The following is a 17,472-nucleotide window of genomic DNA, read 5'->3' as shown; positions in this document are numbered from 1 at the left end:
TGAATGTATGTCGAGATATTACTGCTTAGGCAGCCAATGTCAACGCAATAGTTAGGATGCTTTGTATTCGACTGATAAATGGCTGTCGAACGACGACCACAAATCCCTGTGGCGAGCGGGCTTGTCGGAACGCCGCACCGCACCGTTCGGCTGCGAAGCAGTCGTCGCTTTTCGATTTGCAGGGTTTCAGAAGGAATGAAATGGCAAGTTTTGGGGCCGCTGCGCGGCCCAACGGGGGCAAGCCCCCTCGCCACAGGGATCGCGCAGGGGGTTAGAAATCCCGCTTGTAGAAGATGTCCAGCGAACTGGCCACGCCGCTGGCGGCTTCGAGGTAGACTTTTTTGCTCAGCTTGTAACGCAAAGCGATGGTATTGGCCGGTTCAAACACGCCTACGCCATAGCGCAGGCTGAGCTTCTCGGAGATGTTGCCGCTGGCGACCACACTGGTGGTGTTGCCGCTGCCTTGGGTATCGAGCTGGAAGTCCTGAATGCCCAGATCCTTGGCCAACCCGCTGGTGACCCCGGAGCTGCCCATCAAACCCAAACCGAGGGCGGCCTGGGCGAGCATGTTGTTGTCTTCACCGGTGGTACTCAGCGGACGCCCCAGCACCAGGTAAGACAACGCCTGCTCCTGACTCATCGCCGGTTCGGAGAAGATCTGCGTGGTCGGCTGTTCGGCACTGCCGCTCAAGCGAATGCCAGCGATCACGTCGTCGGTCTGGCGAATCGCTTCGATGTCCAGGTACGGCTGATCGATGGGACCGGCAAACAGCAAGCGGGCCCGACGCACCGTCAGCCGCTGGCCGTAGGCGCGATAACGCCCGTCGTTGAGCCAGAGCTCGCCGCGTGTGTCCATGTTGTCGCCGATGTGCACATGACCTTGCAGGTTGGCGGTCAGGCCAAACCCGGCAAAGCTGAGTTTGTCGTCCCCGACCACCACGTCGATGTCCATCGCCATGGCCATCGGCGGCTTGCCCTCTTCGGTCTGCTGACCGACGATCACCGTGTCATCGGAGACCTTGACCGTCGACGGCGGCAGCTCGCGCACGGTGATTTCGCCCTTGGGCACCAACACTTTGCCGACGATCGCCAGTTTGTCGTCCTTCATGGAGATCTTCAGGTCCGGCGCCACTTCCAGCGCGGCGTAGGGTTCGACGGTGACCGGCAACTGCGAGCCCTTGAGCGCCAGATCCACGACCAGTGCCTGGCCCCAGGCGATGTTGCCATTGAGGCTGCCCTGCCCTGTCTTGCCGCTTTTCCAACTGCCGTTCAGCTGTACGGTTTCGCCGGCAATCACGGCTTGCAGTTGCAGGGCCTGGAGCGCCATCGGCAGTTCCGGCCCGGAGATTTCACCGTCGCGCAGCTCAAGGTTGCCGTTGACCTGCGGCGCCAACAACCCGCCAGACAGCGTGCCGCTGCCGTTCAAATGCCCGGTGAGTTTCTCGACCATCGGCACAAACGGCCGCGCCACCGACAAATCCAGGCCATTGAGGCGGAATGAGCCGGTCAGCGGTTTGTTCTTCGGCAACGGGTTGATCTGCGCCTGCAGCATCAGCTCACCAAGCTTGCCACCGACGAAGCTGAGGTCGGTGTCGATGCGTTTTGGCGTGAGTTTGCTGGTGAGTTTCAGGGTCTGGTACGGGAAGTCCAGCCACTGATCCTTTTCCTTCATGCGCAACGTGCCGCCGCTGGCATCGACGCTGATCTGGCCGTTCGGGCCGCTGGCCGGCAAGTCCAGTTGCAGGTCGGCGTTGAGCCGGCCCTGCCAGGCAAAATCCTTCGGCAGCCATTGCGCCAGGCTGTCGATCGGGAACTGCTTGAGGTGGTAACGCAGCTTTGGCTCGGGCATCAAGCGCTGGTCTTCGCCACACAGGCTGGCCGGGCCGGACATCCAGCAATGGGCACCGAAGTTGATTTTACCGTCCGCCAGCCGTTCGAGCCTGGCCGGGTTTTGCAGCTTCCAGTCCTGACCACCGGCCTGGATATCGCCACTGGCCAGACGCCCGCGCCAGTTACCTTTATCCAACGCGCCGTCGAGACCGAGCGCCAATTTCAGTTTCGGTCCTTGCAGGTCGAGGGTCAGTTTCTGGTTTTTGATATCGCCTTGGCCGCTGGCGGTCAAGGTGCCCAGTGACGTGTCGCCGGTCTGGATGCCGCTGCCCTTGAGGTCGATCTTCGCCCGTTGGGCGCTGTCGAGGGTGGCGTCGAGATTGAGGCTTTGCAGGCGATTGTCTTCAAAGGCCAATTGCGTGCCTTGCAGATCGAGCTTGCCTTGCGGTGCCTTGAGCGTGCCGGCGACATTGACCCGACCATTGAGCTGGCCGCGCAGTTGCGGCCAGAGTTGGGCCAGACGCGGCATTTTGATGTCGATCTGGCCGGCGAGTTTCTGTTGCAGGCTGCCTTGGCCATTGATGCTGTTGTCACCCAGGCGAATCTGCAAGGCATTGAGGTTCCATTGCTCGCCGCCGCCATCAGCCTTGGCTTGCAGCACCGCCGGCTGCCCGCGCAGTTTGCCTTTCAAGTCCAGGTCGGCGGTCAGGCTGAGCCTTTCATTCTTCATCTCGCCGTTGCTGCGTAACGGACCCGCCAAGGTACCCGGCAACTCCGCGAGCCAGTAAGCCGGGTTGATCGCCGAGAGGTCCAGCGCGGTATCCCAGGCGATGCCGTCGGCAAATTGCAGGCTCAGGTGCCCTTCGGCCTTGCCCTGCCCGGCTTCAAGTTTGAATTGTGGCAGATGGATTTGGCTCAGGTCGCCGCTGAACGGGCTGTTCAGGCTGAACGCACCGGCCGGGCCATCCAGTGCGGCCTTGAAGTTACCGATGTAGTTGCCGTCGGTGTAGGAGACTTCACCGTTGAAGCTGCGCAGTGCCACTTGCGGCTCGTCGATCAGCGGATAGAGGCGGTGCCAGGGGAAATCCAGCCAGTCGATTTTCGCTTCGGCACTGAAGCCTTTGCTCCAGTCCAGTTGCCCGGTGAGCTTGAGGCTTTGTTTGTCATTGGCGGTCAGGTCGAGACCCGCGATTTGCGCGCCCTTGGCGTCGACCTTGCCTTGCAGCAACAACGCGACCGGGCCAAGCTCTGCGGGCAACGTGGCTTTGCCGAGCAACTGGTAGCCGTTTTTCAGGTCGCCGTCGCCAGTGAGTTCCAGTTGATTGAGTTGCAGGGTGTCCGGCAGCTCGGCGCTGGCCTTGAAGCCGTCAGCGGTGATGCGCACTTTGGCCGGCAGGTTTTCCACCAGTGGCTGCAATTCGCCGGTCAACTGCCCGTTCAGGTAACCGCTGCTGTCGGCTTTCAGGTTCAGGGTTTTCAGCAGATCGCCGTCGACCTTCAAAGCCAGTGCCCAGGGTTCGGTGCCCGGCGCCGGCAAGGTCAGTTTGCCTTCGGCGGTCAGCGGCCAGTTGCCGCTCGGTTGCAACAGGCCAGACAGGTTCAGGCTCAGTTCATCCCGCTGCAAGTGCACCGAGTCGATCTGCAAACCCTGTTCGGTCCAGTGCGCCGCCAGTTGCAGGCCTTTGAGCTCTTCGCTGCCATTGAACAGCAGACGGCCGACCTTGACGTCACCCAACTCGATGGCCAGCGGCAACTTCAAGTCCGGAAGGCTGATCGGCCCGCTGCTTTGCTCTTCCACGCCTGGCGGGAATTGCAGGCTGACCTGCTCGGCCTGCAATTGCTCGATGCACAGCGTCATGCGCGTCAGGCACAGTGGCGACCAGGCGAAAATCGCCTGGTTCAGCTCAACCCGGCTGTTGTCCTGCTGCCACAGCAGATGATCGGCGCTCCACTGTCCACCCAAACGGCCCTGGAAATTCTCCACGGTCAAACCCGGCACAAACCCGAGCGCCCAGCGACTGCCCGTCGCCGTACCCAGCACGATGATCAAGGCCAGCACGACCAGCATCAGCAGCGCCGGGATCGCCAGCAGCGTTATTTTCAAACCACGCTTCACAGCTCAGGCCCCATGGAAAAGTGCAGTCGAATGCCGCCGTCGTCGTCCATCGCATGGGCCAGGTCGAGGCGAATCGGCCCTACCGGCGAAACCCAGCGCACGCCAATACCGACGCCGGTCTTCAGGTTCGGCAGTTCGAGGGTGTTGAAGGAGTTGCCCTGGTCGATGAAGGTTGCGACCCGCCACTTTTCGGCGATGGAGTATTGATACTCGACGCTGCCGGCGACCATGTAACGGCCACCGATACGGTCGCCATCGGAGTTCTCCGGGGACAGGCTCTGGTAGTCGTAACCGCGCACGCTCTGATCGCCACCGGCGAAGAAGCGTAAGGATGGCGGTACCGATTTGTAGCCGTTGGTGGCGCTGCCGCCGACCTGCACCCGACCGAGGAAGCGGTGTTTATCGAAGACCGTGGTCAGGCCTTTGACCAGTGCCGTGCCATACACCAGGTTGGTGTCCGAACCCAATCCTTCCTTGGCCACCTTGGTTTCGAATTGCAGGCGATAGCCGTTGTGCGGGTCGATGCGGTTGTCGCTTTTCAGGTACGAATAGCTCACGCCGGGCATCAGCAAGGTGCTGAGCCCCGAGTCGTCACCGAGTGTGTATTCCTCACGTTGCCATTTGAGCGACACTACCCGCTGCCAGCCGCTGGGCAACTTGCTGTGCCATTCGGGGCCGAGGGTCAGCAATTTGCTGCGGGAGTCGGTGCCAGCGATATCTTCATATTGATAGCCAGCGGCCCAGCGCAGTTTGTCGGTCAGCGGTGGATCCAGGGGAATGTCGTAAAACACCCCGACGTTCTGCCGCGGTGCCGACAGTTCGGCTTCCCAGCCATAGCTGTCGCCTTGCGGGTTGACCCAGTGCCGGGTCCAGTTGGCCTTGATTCGCGGGCCGACGTCGGTGGAAAACCCCAGACCCAAGCCCATGGTCCGCGGCTTGCGGGCGTCGAGTTTGACCGCCACCGGGATCACGTCGTCCTTGGATGCGGTGGGCGCTGCGTCGACGCGCACGCCTTCGAAATAACCGCTCGATTGCAGCGCCTGATTGAGTTCGGCGATCAGCTCGGAGTCATAGGGCGTACCGGCCTTGAACGGCACCATGCGTTGCAGCAGGTCTTCGTCGAACGGCGTGTCGCCTTCAAAACTGACTTTGCCCAACGCATAACGCGGACCGCTGTCGTAGATCAACTCGATGTCGGCGACGCCCGCGCGCGGGTCCACCAACAGCTTCTGGCGAGTGAAGCGCCCACTGAAGAAGCCGAAACGCGAGGCCTGGTTCTGGATCAGCCGCTTGGCGTCTTCATAATGACCATGATTCAGCACCGCGCCAGGTTTAAGCAGGTCGCTCTTAGGCACACGAAAGGATTTAAGCGAGGCGGCAGGACCGTCGACACGTATCGTGACGTTGCGCAAATGGATCGGCTCGCCGGGATCGATGTTCAGCACCAGGCGCGGCGTTTTGCCGCCCTTCACGTCGCTGTCGATTTGCGGCTGGTAATACCCCAAGGCCTGGGCGGCCTTGCGCGCCTGCTCTTCGGCGCCGCGACTGAAGCGCAGCAAGGCTTCTTCATCGCGATCGCCGAGGCTACCGATATAGCCCTCTATATTGGCCTTCAGTTCATCGTTGGACGGTTTGATCCGCACATCCAATTCACTTTGCGCCAGCGCTGCGCAGCTGGATAACAGCATCAGCAGGCCACTGGTCATTCTTCCTGGAACATTCATAGGCGCGGATGCTATCACGAGCTTGGGAGCCTGATAGAGCCGGACTTGCCCCAAAAAGTTCGGCGATTACGCTGTTGCTGTTTGTAACACCTGCGGGTTGGCGTGGAAAAACACGTGTTCACGAATCGGTCCTACGGCTACTTCGCCGATTTCCTCATAGCCCTGACGCTTATAGAACTCCAGATAGCGAGGATTCCCAGTGTCGAGGATCACGCCTTGGGAGTGCTCATCGACCGCGCACCAGTTGTGCACCGCTTGCAGCAACTGTTCGCCAAAGTGCTTGCCCTGGAATTGCGGGTGAACCCCCAGCAATGGCAGGACGTGCACCGAGTCGGACGGCACGCACGCCATCACGGCGGCGTGGTAATCGAGGTAGCGTCGGGTACAGCGAAACCCGGTGCTGAGCACCATCCGCAGGCGCCAGGCCCAGCTTTCGGTGATGCCCAGGCGGCGTTGCGGCGGCGCGATCAGGGCGATGCCGATCAAGCGGTCATTCACCAGCAGGCCGATGGCCGGTAAATCCTGCAGAAAGTGCTGTTTGATCAATTCGCGCACCGTCGCCCGGACCCGCTGCTCATAACCGGGGCGTTCGGCTTCGAACAGATAGCCGAACGTCGGCTCGTGCCGGTACGCCTGGTACAACAGGGAACGCGCTTCGCGGGAATAGCCGCTGTCGAGCATGTGAATATCGGCGATGGCGGTCGAGGTTTCGGGCATAACGGCGGATCTCCCTGGGGCACAGCTCAGATGGCTGCGCTCTTCTTGGTACGAGCCTTGGGGTGGCTTCACAGTTCCCCAGACAGGTATAGACCAAGCGATGAGCTTCATCGACTAGGCTTGCCCGCGCCAACGCATCTCTGACAGGACACAACGAATCCCCTCACCCCAAAGCTGGCCCCATTCCTACATGTCAGCTAGCATCGCACTTTTGCCAGGACTGCCGACCATGAAGATCGTCTCCTTCAACATCAACGGGCTGCGCGCTCGCCCGCATCAGCTGGCGGCGCTGATCGAAAAGCATCAACCGGACGTGATCGGGTTGCAGGAAACCAAGGTCCACGACGACCAGTTTCCCCTGGCCGAGGTGCAGGCGCTGGGGTATCACGTGTATTTCCACGGCCAGAAGAGTCACTACGGCGTGGCCCTGCTCTCGCGCCAGGAGCCGATTGCGCTGCACAAAGGTTTCGCCACTGATGAAGAAGACGCTCAACGGCGCTTTATCTGGGGCACGTTCGCCGACGCCAATGGCGTGCCGGTAACCATCATGAACGGCTATTTCCCACAGGGCGAAAGCCGCGATCACCCCACCAAGTTCCCGGCCAAGGAACGTTTCTACAGCGATTTGCAACAATTGCTGGAAAGCCAGTTCAGCAACGACCAGCCGATCGTGGTGATGGGCGATGTGAACATTTCCCCTGAAGACTGCGACATCGGCATTGGCCCGGACAACATGAAACGCTGGCTGAAAACCGGCAAATGCAGCTTCCTGCCCGAAGAACGCGAATGGATGGCCCGCCTGAAGAACTGGGGTCTGGTGGACAGTTTCCGTCACCTGAACCCGGAGGTTGCCGACCGTTTCAGCTGGTTCGACTACCGCAGCCGCGGTTTTGAAGATGAGCCCAAGCGTGGGCTGCGGATTGACCTGATCATGGCGTCCAACGGGTTGTTGCCTCGGGTCAAGGACGCAGGCGTGGATTACGAACTGCGCGCAATGGAAAAGCCTTCCGATCACGCGCCGATCTGGCTTGAGTTGAGCTGATAACGTTTTGCTGATCGTTCCCACGCTCCGCGTGGGAATAATCACTGTCATCGTTCAGAAACCTTACTGACTTATTCTCCCGGCACTTTCTTTGGCTTATTAAGGTGCCGGCATGACCCTGCGCGTGTTGTTCCTGCTGCTCGGCGCCGTGCTGCCATTGACGGTGTCGGCGGGCGATCTGCCGACGCCCGAACACGGCCCGGTGCTGCGCATCCAGGGTTCCAACACCATTGGCGCGGCGTTGGGGCCGGCGCTGGTCGAGGGGTTGATGCATGAGCAGGGCCTGCTCAAGGTGCACCGCGAAGCCCCGGACAAAGCCAACGAACAACGCATCGTCGGCGAAACCGTTCAGGGCCGTCGAGTCGAGGTGGAAGTCGCGGCCCACGGTTCCAGCACCGGATTCAAAGCCCTGAAAATCGCCTCCGCCGATCTTGCGGCCTCGTCACGGCCGATCAAGGACAGCGAACGACTGGATCTCGAACCGCTGGGCGATCTGAAAAGCCCGGTTGCCGAACAAGTCATCGCCATCGACGGGCTGGCCATCATCCTTCATCCGCACAATCCGCTGAAGCAGCTCAACACCGAGCAACTGGCGCGAATCTTCAGCGGCGAGACGAAAACCTGGGAAGAACTCGGCGGCACCGGTGGGACGATTCATCTCTACGCGCGGGATGACCAATCGGGCACGTACGACACGTTCAAGGAGTTGGTCCTCAGCCCGCGTGGGAAAATGCTGAGCGGCAATGCGAAACGCTTCGAATCCAGTGAGCAATTGTCCGACGCGGTGAGTCTGGACCCGCAAGCCATCGGCTTCATCGGTTTGCCTTATGTGCGCCAGGCCAAAGCAGTGGCCATTGTCGATGGTGACTCCCAGGCCATGCTGCCGTTCAATAGCCTGATCGCGACGGAAGATTACCCGCTGTCCCGTCGGCTGTTCCTTTACCTGCCGCCGAACGGGAAAAATCCCTGGGCCAAGGCGCTGGTGAAGTTCGCCCAGAGCAGCAATGGCCAGGCGATTGTCGCGGCCAATGGTTTTATCGCGCAGACCGTTCAGGCCATGGCCGTCACACCGAATGCGCTGATGCCCGAGGGTTATCAGGCACTCAGTCGGCATGCCCAGCGGCTGACGGTGAATTTTCGTTTCGAAGAAGGCAGCGCGACGCTGGACAACAAGGCCCGCCAGGACCTGTCGCGGGTGCTCGACTATATAAAGCAGCACGACAAAGCCAATCGGCAGGTGACGCTGGTAGGGTTTGGCGATGCCAAGAGCGACCCCGCGCGGGCCGACCTGCTGTCGAAACTGCGGGCCATGGCGGTGCGGCGAGAACTGGTGAAAAGCGGCGTGGTGTTTCGCGAGATTCGCGGTTTTGGCGCCGAGATGCCGGTGGCGGCCAACAGCGGGGATGAAGGGCGGATCAAGAATCGACGGGTTGAGGTTTGGGTGTATTGAAGTGAACACCGAACAATGTGGCTTGGGGGGGGGGCTTACTGTGGCGAGGGGCTTGCCCCCGTTGGACCGCGAAGCGGGCCTCAAACCGGCCACCGCATTTATCCTGGAAAGACGCGGTGTACAATTTACGACTGCTGCGCAGCCGAACGGGGGCAAGCCCCCTCGCCACAGGTTTCAGTGCCCGCTGCGCATCATTTCTTTAGGCACATACTTGCCGATCTCGAACTTGCCAATCGCCGCGCGGTGCACTTCGTCCGGGCCGTCGGCCAGGCGCAGGGTGCGTTGCATGGCATACATGTAGGCCAGCGGGAAATCGTTGGACACCCCTGCCCCGCCATGGATCTGGATCGCCCGGTCGATCACCCGCAACGCCACGTTCGGTGCAACCACTTTGATCTGCGCGATCTCGCTCTTCGCCACTTTGTTGCCGACGGTGTCCATCATGTACGCCGCTTTCAACGTCAGCAGTCGTGCCATGTCGATCTCCATCCGCGAGTCGGCGATTTTGTCGATGTTACCGCCAAGGCGCGCCAGAGGTTTACCGAACGCAGTGCGGTTGACCGCCCGTTTGCACATCAGCTCCAGCGCACGCTCAGCCATGCCGATCGAACGCATGCAGTGGTGAATCCGGCCCGGGCCGAGACGACCCTGGGCGATTTCGAAGCCGCGTCCTTCGCCCAACAGGACGTTTTCGTACGGCACCCGGACGTTCTCGAATAGCACTTCGGCGTGGCCGTGAGGCGCGTCGTCGTAACCGAACACCGGCAGCGGACGCACAATCTTCACGCCCGGCGTATCCACTGGCACCAGAATCATCGAGTGCTGCGCGTGACGCGGTGCATCCGGGTTGCTCAGGCCCATGAAGATCAGGATCTTGCAGCGCGGATCGCAGGCCCCTGAAGTCCACCATTTCTTGCCGTTGATCACCCACTCATCGCCATCACGCACGGCACGGGCAGCCATGTTGGTGGCGTCGGACGAGGCCACGTCCGGTTCGGTCATGGCGAACGCCGAGCGGATCTCGCCGCGCAACAGCGGTTCGAGCCAGCGTTGCTTCTGCTCTTCGTTGGCGTAACGCACCAGCACTTCCATGTTGCCGGTGTCGGGCGCCGAGCAGTTGAACGGCTCAGGGCCCAGCAATGAGCGACCCATGATTTCCGCCAATGGCGCGTATTCGAGGTTGGTCAGGCCGGCACCGAGTTCGGACTCAGGCAGAAACAAATTCCACAGGCCTTCAGCTTTGGCCTTGAGCTTGAGCTCTTCCATGATTGCTGTCGGCTGCCAGCGATCGCCCTCGGCGACCTGGCGTTCGAACACCGCTTCGGCGGGGTAAACGTAGGTATCCATGAACGCAGTCACGCGCTCACGCAGTTCCTGGACCTTGGGCGAATAAGCGAAATCCATGGCAGCTCTACCTTTTAATCAGGGGTTCAGAGGAGTTGTTCAGGTCATGCAATCGATGCTAGAACAGCTACGAAAATTTACCTAACCTATTCTCAGCGTGTATTAACATTCATCACCGATATATGATCGGCTGATTGCCAAGGCCCTCGGGTCCGATCAAGACGCCCCTGATAACAAGAGTGCAGCGCATGAATCTGAGCAAGGTCGACCTCAACCTTTTCATCGTCTTCGACGCGATCTACACCGAAGCCAACCTGACCCGCGCCGGGCAGATTGTCGGCATTACTCAACCGGCGGTGTCGAACGCTCTGGCCCGCCTGCGCGAAACCTTCAACGACCCGCTTTTCGTGCGCACCGCCCAAGGCATGGTGCCCACACCGATGGCGCAGAACATCATCGGCCCCGTGCGCAACGCCCTCTCCCTGCTGCGGGTATCGGTGCAGGAAAGCCGAATCTTCAACCCGTTGCAGGCGGTCAAGACCTACCGCATCAGCATGACCGACCTCACCGAAGCGGTGATCCTGCCGCCATTGTTCCAGCGCCTGCGCCGCCTGGCGCCGACGGTGATCATCGAAAGTTTCCTGTCCAAACGCCGCGAAACCACCAAGGAACTGGCGGCCGGACGTCTGGATTTCGCAGTGGATGCGCCGCTCAACACCGACCCGCAGGTGCGTCACGTCAAGTTGATGGAAGACCGTTATGTGTGCGCCATGCGCAAGGGCCATCCGCTGGCGGGCAAAGAGAAATTCACCCTCGACGATTACCTGTCCCTGACCCACATCCATATCTCCAGCCGCCGCAGCGGCCTGGGCTATGTCGACCTGGCCCTGGGCAAAATGGGCATCCAGCGCAAGATCGCCCTGCGCTCCCAGCATTACCTGATGGCGTCCCAGGTGTTACAGCAGACCGACATGGTCATGACCGTGCCGGAACGCTTCGCTCGTCGCCATGATTTGTACTCGGTGAACCTGCCGGTCAAAGAAGTTCCGCCGGTGGAAACCCACCTCTACTGGCACGAAAGCACCGACCAGGACCCGGCCAACCGCTGGATGCGCGAGCAGATGATCGAGTTGTGCCAGCAGGTCACGGCGCACGAGAAGAAGCTGGATAAGGTGTAAGACGTTAATCCGCGTCATCGTTCTTCGCGGGCAAGCCTCGCTCCTACAAGGTTAGCGTCGAACCACGATTAAATGATCGACACCAAACCTGTAGGAGCGAGGCTTGCCCGCGAAGAGGCCCGTCACTACACAGACAATTCATGCCCCTTGACGTAAACGTCAACCTGACATTAGCTTAGCGCCATGACCTTTTTCGAGCGCTTCCATGAGCAGCCAGACCTATAGCATTTCCGACCTCGCCCGCGAGCTCGACATCACCACCCGGGCCATTCGCTTCTATGAAGAGCAAGGCCTGCTCAGCCCCGAGCGTCGCGGTCAGGAACGCATTTATTCGCCCCGTGACAAGGTCAGCCTGAAGCTGATCCTGCGGGGCAAGCGCATTGGTTTTTCCCTGGCCGAATGCCGCGAGCTGATCGAGCTCTACGACCCCTCCAGCGGTAACACCAAGCAATTGCACAGCATGCTGGCGAAAATTGCCGAGCGTCGGGAACAACTCGAGCAGCAACTGCTGGACATCGAACAGATGAAGCTGGAACTCGACACAGCCGAAGAGCGCTGCACCCAGGCGCTGGAGCAAACGATCAAGAGCCAGCAGCTCGTGTAGGAGCTGAGCTTGCTCGCGAAAGCGGTATGTCCTTCAACATGGATGTCGACTGACCTGACGCTTTCGCGAGCAAGCTCAGCTCCTACAGGGCTCTGTGAACATTCATACAATCTCAACAGGTCGATTCCCATGTCCCTCCCCACCCACGTACGCCTGGTCGAAGTCGGCCCCCGCGACGGTCTGCAAAACGAAGCCCAACCCATCAGCGTCGCGGACAAGGTGCAATTGGTCGATGCGCTCACCGCCGCTGGCCTCGGCTATATAGAAGTCGGCAGTTTCGTCTCGCCCAAATGGGTGCCGCAAATGGCCGGTTCCGCCGAGGTCTTCGCGCAGATCCAGCGCAAACCAGAGGTAACCTATGGCGCCCTCGCCCCCAACCTGCGGGGCTTTGAAGACGCTATCGCCGCCGGGGTCAAGGAAGTCGCCGTGTTCGCCGCAGCATCCGAAGCGTTCTCCCAGCGCAATATCAATTGCTCGATCAGCGAAAGCCTGGAGCGCTTCGTGCCGATCATGGACGCGGCCAAACAACACGGCGTCAGCGTGCGCGGTTACGTGTCCTGTGTGCTGGGCTGCCCTTACGAGGGTGATGTCGCGCCTGCGCAAGTCGCCCGGGTCGCTCGCGAACTCTATGCCATGGGCTGCTACGAGGTTTCGCTGGGAGACACCATCGGCACCGGCACCGCTGGCGCGACCCGCAAGATGTTTGAAGTGGTTTCGGCCGATGTGCCACGGGAAAAACTGGCCGGGCACTTCCACGACACCTATGGCCAGGCCATGGCCAATATCTACGCCAGCCTGCTGGAAGGCATTTCGGTATTCGACAGTTCCATCGCCGGCCTTGGCGGCTGCCCGTACGCCAAGGGCGCCAGCGGTAACGTCGCCACCGAAGACGTGGTTTACCTGCTCAACGGCCTGGGCATCGAGACCGGGATCGACCTGGACGCCTTGATTCGCGCCGGCCAGCAGATTTGCGCGGTGCTGGGGCGCCCTACTGGTTCTCGCGTGGCCAAGGCTCGCAGCGCACAGTGACGACGCGGATGTGTCCGGGTGTTACCGCGTGTTCTGGCACGTGGGGCGGAAACGAGTAACACGGAAACAAATTGTCAGGTTTGGTACGGATGAAAAATCTCACAAAAAATCAAATCATTGATTTTAAAGGACTTTTCAAAGTTGGCACGGCTTCTGCTATCTCTATGGCATAACAAGAATAAAAAGCTGCAAACCAATAAAAATAAGACGTAACGACTCTGACATAACAAGAACAACACGGCAGAGACGCAGCTAACAGATTTTTTTGGAGAAGGTGTGCTTTTCAGGGTGCTTTTCGGAGTAACCCGCAACCGGGCAGAGAACAATAAAACTACCTTCAGGTAGCTCCCGAACTGGTTGGATCGCTTGGCGAAAAAGTAGATCAGCGCTCAAAAAAATACGTTTGCTCTTGATCCCGGATGGGGATCGACAAAAACAGCGGTAAAGGGCCACGGTTGCCAAAAACAACAACAGACCGCCCCTCAATAATAAAAAAAGAGCACGTAACGACAAAATTAAAGGGGAGCTTCGGCTCCCCTTTGTGCTTTCTTGTCTTCCGGTTTTTTTCCTCAAAAGATCGCAGCCTTCGGTGTAGTGGTTCAGTTTTTTAACCGTAGGAGTATTAAGCCGCCTGCTCCTCAAACAGCGCAGGCGGCAAGTGGTTCGAGGCGGAGTGACAACGGCGATGGTTGTAATGGGAGATGAAACCCATCACATCCTTCTCGGCCTCGAAATGATTTTGGTAGCCGTTCTCCGGAATCCAATCGTGCTTTAACGTCCTGAAATAGCGTTCAACCACCGCGTTGTCCCAACAGTTGCCTCGACGACTCATGCTTTGAACGATCCGGTTTTCCGCTAGGCATGGAGCAAATCGATCAGCGGTGTACTGACAACCCTAGTCTGAGTGAAATAGCAGTTCAGGCATCGGGCGGCGTAGCAACACTGCCAGTCTCAGTGCTTTCGCAGACAGTTCAGCATCGGCGGTTCGTGAACAAGCCCAGCCCACAATCCTGCGTGAAAACAGATCCATCACCACAGCCAGATAAAGCCAGCTATTTCCCACTCTGATGTAGGTAATATCGCCCGCCCAAAGCGTGTCTGGCCGGGACGGAATAAATCGACGATCAAGTATGTTCGGGGCAACGATCGCCGTAAGCGTCCAGCCAACACACCTTCCGAACTCCAGCATTAAGGGCGATGGTGTCCGCGTATTTTTAAGCGGACGCAATAGCCCTTAATGTCAGGATTTCCATGCGCCAACGAAGCTCTTACCCGAAACCCTTCAAGGCCCAGGTTGTTCAGGAATGCCTGCAACCGGGCGCAACCCTATCTAGCGTTGCCATCCGCCACGGCATCAACGCCAACGTGATCCGCAAGTGACTGCCGCTTTACCGAGACCTGCCGTCAGCGGCGTTGCCGGCTTTTGTTCCGTTAAGAGCCAGCCCCAAACAGCCGGAGGAAGCGTCGGCGACTATCGAACTGCCGCTTGGCGAGCAATCAATCGTAGTGAAATGGCCAACTTCCGATCCCGAAGGCTGTGCCCGTTTTGTCCGTGAACTCACCCAATGATCCGCATCCCACGCTCGACGCAAGTTTTTTGATCTGCACGTGGCAAATAAAAGTCAGCTGGCCGAGCAGGCACTGCACTCGATTGGCGGCTTGTACGGAGTTGAACGCCAGGCGCGGGACATAAGCGATGAGGATCGCTGGCGAATACGCCAGGAAAAAGCAGCGCCGATAATCAAAACGCTGCATGACTGGATGTTGGCCCAGCGAGATCTGGTGCCGAACGGATCGGCGACGGCCAAAGCCTTGGATTACAGCCTTAAACGCTGGGTAGCGCTGACGCGCTACCTCGACGACGGCGCTGTGCCCATTGATAACAACCAGGTCGAAAACCAGATCCGGCCGTGGGCATTTGGACGCTCGAATTGGTTGTTCGCCGGGTCACTATGCAGCGGAAAGCGGGCGGCGGCGATCATGAGTTTGATCCAGTCGGCGCGCATGAACGGGCATGATCCGTATGCCTATCTGAAGGACATTCTGACTCGTTTGCCGACGCAGCAGGCGAGTGATATTACGGAGTTCCTGCTGCATAAATGGGCGCCCGTTTAACCACGCAAGGCATGTCCGCCGGACGCTAACTATTCAATAGTTGTAGGTAGGACTTGCTACGGCTATGAAAGGGCCAACCGCAGAATCGCAGGCATCGTAGTCAGTATCAAAATTATGGACATAGAGATGTTGAAGGCTAACGAATAACTGGGGCGCGTTAGCACCTGCCGTAATGCAACCCCACCCACTGCCCAGATCCCCACGCATAGCATCGATAGAGCCGCCAATAGAGCACCTGCTAGGCATAGGTTTAGGACATGGTTTTCGATGGGTATATAGGTTGCAGATGCGCTAATTGAAAGCGCCCACGCTTTCGGATTTATCCACTGAAATGCCGCGCCCGCCACTAGCCCCATTGGGGGCCGGCTGTCCTGACCGATTTCCAGCGGGCCGCTGGTTGCAATTTTCCAGGCCAGCCAAAGGATATAGCCTGCGCCGACGACGCCTAGCGCTGTATGAAAACCTGGCGCCGCGTCAAATAGGGTACCTAGCCCCAGCCCAAGCAGCACGAATTGCAAGCTGACGCCAAGGGCGATACCACTCACCAAGGGCATCGTTCGCATCACGCCAACCTTCGCACCTGAGACCAGCACCATGGCGTTATTAGGGCCCGGTGTACCGGTCATCACTATGGCGAAAATCATAAATGGAATGAGGAGCGTGGGATCGGTCATAACAAGGGTGAGCCTGGTTGAGAAGTGCGTGAATTTTATAGCGCAACGCACGCACAATGGTTGCATAATGACGTAAAAACCAAGGACTGACGCAACTAATGGCAGAGTTTGACCAGATCGACAGAAGAATATTGCATGAGCTTTCTCGAGACGCCCGCCAGACCAATTTGAAGCTGGCCGAACGAGTCGGGCTGTCTCCCTCCGCCTGTCTGAGAAGGGTTCAAGAGCTAGAGCGATCTGGGGTCATCACAGGCTATAGGGCGGTCATCGACAGATCTCGCCTAGGAGCAGGGTTTGTGGCCTACGTTACCGTAGGACTCTCCAATCACACGAAGGACAGTCTGCGGGCTTTTGAAAAAGCGATCAGCGCATGTCCGGATGTGGTTGAGTTTCACACCGTCACCGGGACTATTGAGTATCTTCTGCGTGTTGAACTGGCGGACATGAAGGCTTACAAGACATTCCACAATGATGTCTTGGGTACGCAGCCGCATGTTTCTTCGATTACGAGCTACATCGTAATGGACACACCAAAGAACGACCGTGCCTAAGTTTAGAGACCGCGGACGGCCACACGTAGAGCACCGGTCTTGATGCAGAGTTCGAAAGGTGGGTTGCCCGGACGTACATGGATGCGGCAAAAGGTTACCGATTTCACTCGCCCGCTGCGTCGGCAGGCGCGTGAGTACGTCCTTCAGATAGACATACGGATCATGGCCGTTAAGCCGTGCCGACTGGATCAAGCTCATGATCGCAGCCGCACAGGTGGACGCTTAACCGCCAATCACACCTTGCGTGACTAGATTGGAGTCGGAAAAGCGGACAGACCACGATTCCCCGTTTGCTGCCACATAAAGATGCTCGTTTAGTCACGCTCGGTATTATGGGCGGATGCTTACGGTGCATCTGCATTTAGTGGGCGTGTTCTGGCACCGTGCATTCTGTGAGGATGGAGCATCATCGAGGGAGTAGGAAAAAGAATGAAAATCGGATATCGCTACGTTCTTGCATGGCTGCCTACTACGCAGTTTCTCATATGGTTGAAGATAAGCACATTCGCCTATCAGTATCTTGAATGTCATGGCGACAAGGGCCTGCCGCTTCCGTGTATGTGGAATGGCATCGACTTGCAAGGATGGATCGGTGCCGGCATGTTTTTCGGGATGATCCTTTTTTGGTTTTCGCTTCCGGTCGCAGCCTATATTTCTCTTGAGATATGGCTTCGGGCCTACAAGGCGAAACTTGACGCTGGGGGCCACTGAGCGACTGCTGGTATGTTCGCCATATTGTTTTCGCTCCTACTTTGTCTGAAACAAAGAAATGAGCGACACATCATTTGAAGCAAGGTGTGATGGGCGGACGCTTACCGATCGCCGGCTTCGTGGCGCGGCGATAGTGGGCATAACGCGGCCTGCGTCGGTGCAGGCCAAAGGTTTTGATCAAAGTGCGCATTCGATAGCGCCCGATGAAAATGCCCTCTTTTCTTAGCTCTTTGGATAGCCCACGAGTACCTAGCGCCTCTCGATGTTCTTTATGCAGCGCACGAAGCTTGCGCCCCAGCCAACGCAGGGCAGGTTTCTGCGGTTTGGGTTTGCACTTGGTGTAATAGCTGCTGCGGGCAAGGCCAAGTACGGCGCACATACGCCGAA

Annotated in this window: 16 protein-coding genes and 2 pseudogenes; 9 read left to right on the top strand and 9 right to left on the bottom strand. The window is 58.7% G+C overall.

Features of this window, described 5'->3' with window-relative positions; genetic code table 11:
• Window positions 1-271 precede the first annotated feature (271 nt).
• The 3 genes from AF70_RS02345 to AF70_RS02335 form a co-directional block, all read right to left on the bottom strand.
• Window positions 272-3,946, bottom strand: coding sequence for a translocation/assembly module TamB domain-containing protein (locus tag AF70_RS02345; protein WP_028941245.1), 3,675 nt, complete (start codon window positions 3,944-3,946; stop codon window positions 272-274).
• Window positions 3,943-5,670 (bottom strand): autotransporter assembly complex family protein, encoded by a 1,728-nt coding sequence (locus AF70_RS02340; RefSeq protein WP_028941244.1) that lies wholly within the window; start codon window positions 5,668-5,670, stop codon window positions 3,943-3,945. Before AF70_RS02340 ends, AF70_RS02345 begins: the two co-directional genes overlap by 4 nt.
• A 66-nt stretch (window positions 5,671-5,736) precedes the next feature.
• A complete protein-coding gene (locus AF70_RS02335) occupies window positions 5,737-6,387 on the bottom strand; it encodes an N-acetyltransferase (protein ID WP_018925466.1) in 651 nt (216 codons plus the stop codon).
• A gap of 229 nt (window positions 6,388-6,616) precedes the next feature.
• On the opposite strand from AF70_RS02335, the gene xthA reads away from it, so the two are divergent.
• On the top strand, window positions 6,617-7,429 hold the full coding sequence (xthA, locus tag AF70_RS02330; RefSeq protein WP_018925465.1) for an exodeoxyribonuclease III: 813 nt from the start codon (window positions 6,617-6,619) through the stop codon (window positions 7,427-7,429).
• A 112-nt stretch (window positions 7,430-7,541) separates the two neighbouring features.
• Complete coding sequence (locus tag AF70_RS02325; protein WP_019580045.1) at window positions 7,542-8,879, top strand: substrate-binding domain-containing protein; 1,338 nt, start codon at window positions 7,542-7,544, stop codon at window positions 8,877-8,879.
• 174 nt (window positions 8,880-9,053) lie between these two features.
• Here the strand turns inward: AF70_RS02325 and AF70_RS02320 are convergent, their stop codons facing one another.
• Window positions 9,054-10,283 (bottom strand): acyl-CoA dehydrogenase, encoded by a 1,230-nt coding sequence (locus AF70_RS02320; RefSeq protein WP_008014296.1) that lies wholly within the window; start codon window positions 10,281-10,283, stop codon window positions 9,054-9,056.
• A gap of 188 nt (window positions 10,284-10,471) precedes the next feature.
• Between AF70_RS02320 and AF70_RS02315 the strand changes: the two genes are divergently transcribed.
• From AF70_RS02315 to AF70_RS02305, 3 genes are all read left to right on the top strand, one after another.
• Window positions 10,472-11,401, top strand: a complete 930-nt coding sequence (locus AF70_RS02315; protein ID WP_008068246.1) for a LysR family transcriptional regulator — start codon at window positions 10,472-10,474, stop codon at window positions 11,399-11,401.
• A gap of 205 nt (window positions 11,402-11,606) precedes the next feature.
• Window positions 11,607-12,005 (top strand): MerR family DNA-binding transcriptional regulator, encoded by a 399-nt coding sequence (locus tag AF70_RS02310; protein WP_007904077.1) that lies wholly within the window; start codon window positions 11,607-11,609, stop codon window positions 12,003-12,005.
• Between the two features lie 129 nt (window positions 12,006-12,134).
• Window positions 12,135-13,034, top strand: a complete 900-nt coding sequence (locus AF70_RS02305) for a hydroxymethylglutaryl-CoA lyase (protein ID WP_028941243.1) — start codon at window positions 12,135-12,137, stop codon at window positions 13,032-13,034.
• A gap of 622 nt (window positions 13,035-13,656) precedes the next feature.
• Here the strand turns inward: AF70_RS02305 and AF70_RS02300 are convergent.
• Both AF70_RS02300 and AF70_RS30000 read right to left on the bottom strand, forming a co-directional pair.
• Window positions 13,657-13,878, bottom strand: a complete 222-nt coding sequence (locus AF70_RS02300; protein ID WP_269321164.1) for an integrase core domain-containing protein — start codon at window positions 13,876-13,878, stop codon at window positions 13,657-13,659.
• Window positions 13,879-13,929: 51 nt separating this feature from the next.
• Entirely contained in the window at window positions 13,930-14,223 is a 294-nt protein-coding gene (locus AF70_RS30000; protein ID WP_155954675.1) for a DDE-type integrase/transposase/recombinase, read from the bottom strand.
• Window positions 14,224-14,285: 62 nt separating this feature from the next.
• Between AF70_RS30000 and AF70_RS02290 the strand changes: the two genes are divergently transcribed.
• Together AF70_RS02290 and AF70_RS02285 are read left to right on the top strand one after the other, a co-directional pair.
• Window positions 14,286-14,414 carry a transposase gene (locus AF70_RS02290; RefSeq protein WP_081791090.1) on the top strand — a complete coding sequence of 43 codons (129 nt, stop codon included), beginning with the start codon at window positions 14,286-14,288 and terminating at the stop codon, window positions 14,412-14,414.
• 195 nt (window positions 14,415-14,609) lie between these two features.
• Window positions 14,610-15,149 (top strand): annotated as a pseudogene (locus tag AF70_RS02285) (IS66 family transposase); the annotation flags it as partial.
• 62 nt (window positions 15,150-15,211) lie between these two features.
• On the opposite strand, the gene AF70_RS02280 reads toward AF70_RS02285, so the two are convergent.
• On the bottom strand, window positions 15,212-15,823 hold the full coding sequence (locus AF70_RS02280) for a LysE family translocator (RefSeq protein ID WP_028941241.1): 612 nt from the start codon (window positions 15,821-15,823) through the stop codon (window positions 15,212-15,214).
• A 98-nt stretch (window positions 15,824-15,921) separates the two neighbouring features.
• On the opposite strand from AF70_RS02280, the gene AF70_RS02275 reads away from it, so the two are divergent.
• Window positions 15,922-16,374, top strand: a complete 453-nt coding sequence (locus AF70_RS02275; RefSeq protein ID WP_028941240.1) for an Lrp/AsnC family transcriptional regulator — start codon at window positions 15,922-15,924, stop codon at window positions 16,372-16,374.
• An 81-nt stretch (window positions 16,375-16,455) separates the two neighbouring features.
• On the opposite strand, the pseudogene AF70_RS02270 reads toward AF70_RS02275, so the two are convergent.
• A pseudogene (locus AF70_RS02270) lies at window positions 16,456-16,584 on the bottom strand (transposase domain-containing protein); the annotation flags it as partial.
• A gap of 219 nt (window positions 16,585-16,803) precedes the next feature.
• Between AF70_RS02270 and AF70_RS02265 the strand changes: the two are divergent.
• The gene (locus tag AF70_RS02265) at window positions 16,804-17,085 is read left to right on the top strand and encodes a hypothetical protein (protein ID WP_028941239.1); all 282 of its coding nucleotides are present in this window, start codon (window positions 16,804-16,806) and stop codon (window positions 17,083-17,085) included.
• Between the two features lie 70 nt (window positions 17,086-17,155).
• On the opposite strand, the gene AF70_RS02260 is transcribed toward AF70_RS02265, so the two are convergent.
• Window positions 17,156-17,464 carry a hypothetical protein gene (locus AF70_RS02260; RefSeq protein WP_155954674.1) on the bottom strand — a complete coding sequence of 103 codons (309 nt, stop codon included), beginning with the start codon at window positions 17,462-17,464 and terminating at the stop codon, window positions 17,156-17,158.
• Window positions 17,465-17,472: the final 8 nt, after the last annotated feature.

This window comes from Pseudomonas sp. KD5 (assembly GCF_012932895.1).
GTDB lineage: Bacteria > Pseudomonadota > Gammaproteobacteria > Pseudomonadales > Pseudomonadaceae > Aquipseudomonas.
The sequence above is the reverse complement of the archived record's forward strand: the minus strand, read 5'-3'. Positions and strand labels throughout refer to the sequence as shown.

What these genes read in the sequence shown, in the direction of transcription:
- AF70_RS02280 (WP_028941241.1), bottom strand. Translation starts at nt 15,823, where the DNA reads ATGACCGATCCCACGCTCCTCATTCCATTTATGATTTTCGCCATAGTG.
- AF70_RS30000 (WP_155954675.1), bottom strand. Translation starts at nt 14,223, where the DNA reads ATGCTGGAGTTCGGAAGGTGTGTTGGCTGGACGCTTACGGCGATCGTT.
- xthA (WP_018925465.1), top strand. Translation starts at nt 6,617, where the DNA reads ATGAAGATCGTCTCCTTCAACATCAACGGGCTGCGCGCTCGCCCGCAT.
- AF70_RS02340 (WP_028941244.1), bottom strand. Translation starts at nt 5,670, where the DNA reads ATGAATGTTCCAGGAAGAATGACCAGTGGCCTGCTGATGCTGTTATCC.
- AF70_RS02310 (WP_007904077.1), top strand. Translation starts at nt 11,607, where the DNA reads ATGAGCAGCCAGACCTATAGCATTTCCGACCTCGCCCGCGAGCTCGAC.
- AF70_RS02325 (WP_019580045.1), top strand. Translation starts at nt 7,542, where the DNA reads ATGACCCTGCGCGTGTTGTTCCTGCTGCTCGGCGCCGTGCTGCCATTG.
- AF70_RS02320 (WP_008014296.1), bottom strand. Translation starts at nt 10,283, where the DNA reads ATGGATTTCGCTTATTCGCCCAAGGTCCAGGAACTGCGTGAGCGCGTG.
- AF70_RS02335 (WP_018925466.1), bottom strand. Translation starts at nt 6,387, where the DNA reads ATGCCCGAAACCTCGACCGCCATCGCCGATATTCACATGCTCGACAGC.
- AF70_RS02290 (WP_081791090.1), top strand. Translation starts at nt 14,286, where the DNA reads ATGCGCCAACGAAGCTCTTACCCGAAACCCTTCAAGGCCCAGGTTGTT.
- AF70_RS02260 (WP_155954674.1), bottom strand. Translation starts at nt 17,464, where the DNA reads ATGTGCGCCGTACTTGGCCTTGCCCGCAGCAGCTATTACACCAAGTGC.
- AF70_RS02275 (WP_028941240.1), top strand. Translation starts at nt 15,922, where the DNA reads ATGGCAGAGTTTGACCAGATCGACAGAAGAATATTGCATGAGCTTTCT.
- AF70_RS02315 (WP_008068246.1), top strand. Translation starts at nt 10,472, where the DNA reads ATGAATCTGAGCAAGGTCGACCTCAACCTTTTCATCGTCTTCGACGCG.
- AF70_RS02265 (WP_028941239.1), top strand. Translation starts at nt 16,804, where the DNA reads ATGAAAATCGGATATCGCTACGTTCTTGCATGGCTGCCTACTACGCAG.
- AF70_RS02305 (WP_028941243.1), top strand. Translation starts at nt 12,135, where the DNA reads ATGTCCCTCCCCACCCACGTACGCCTGGTCGAAGTCGGCCCCCGCGAC.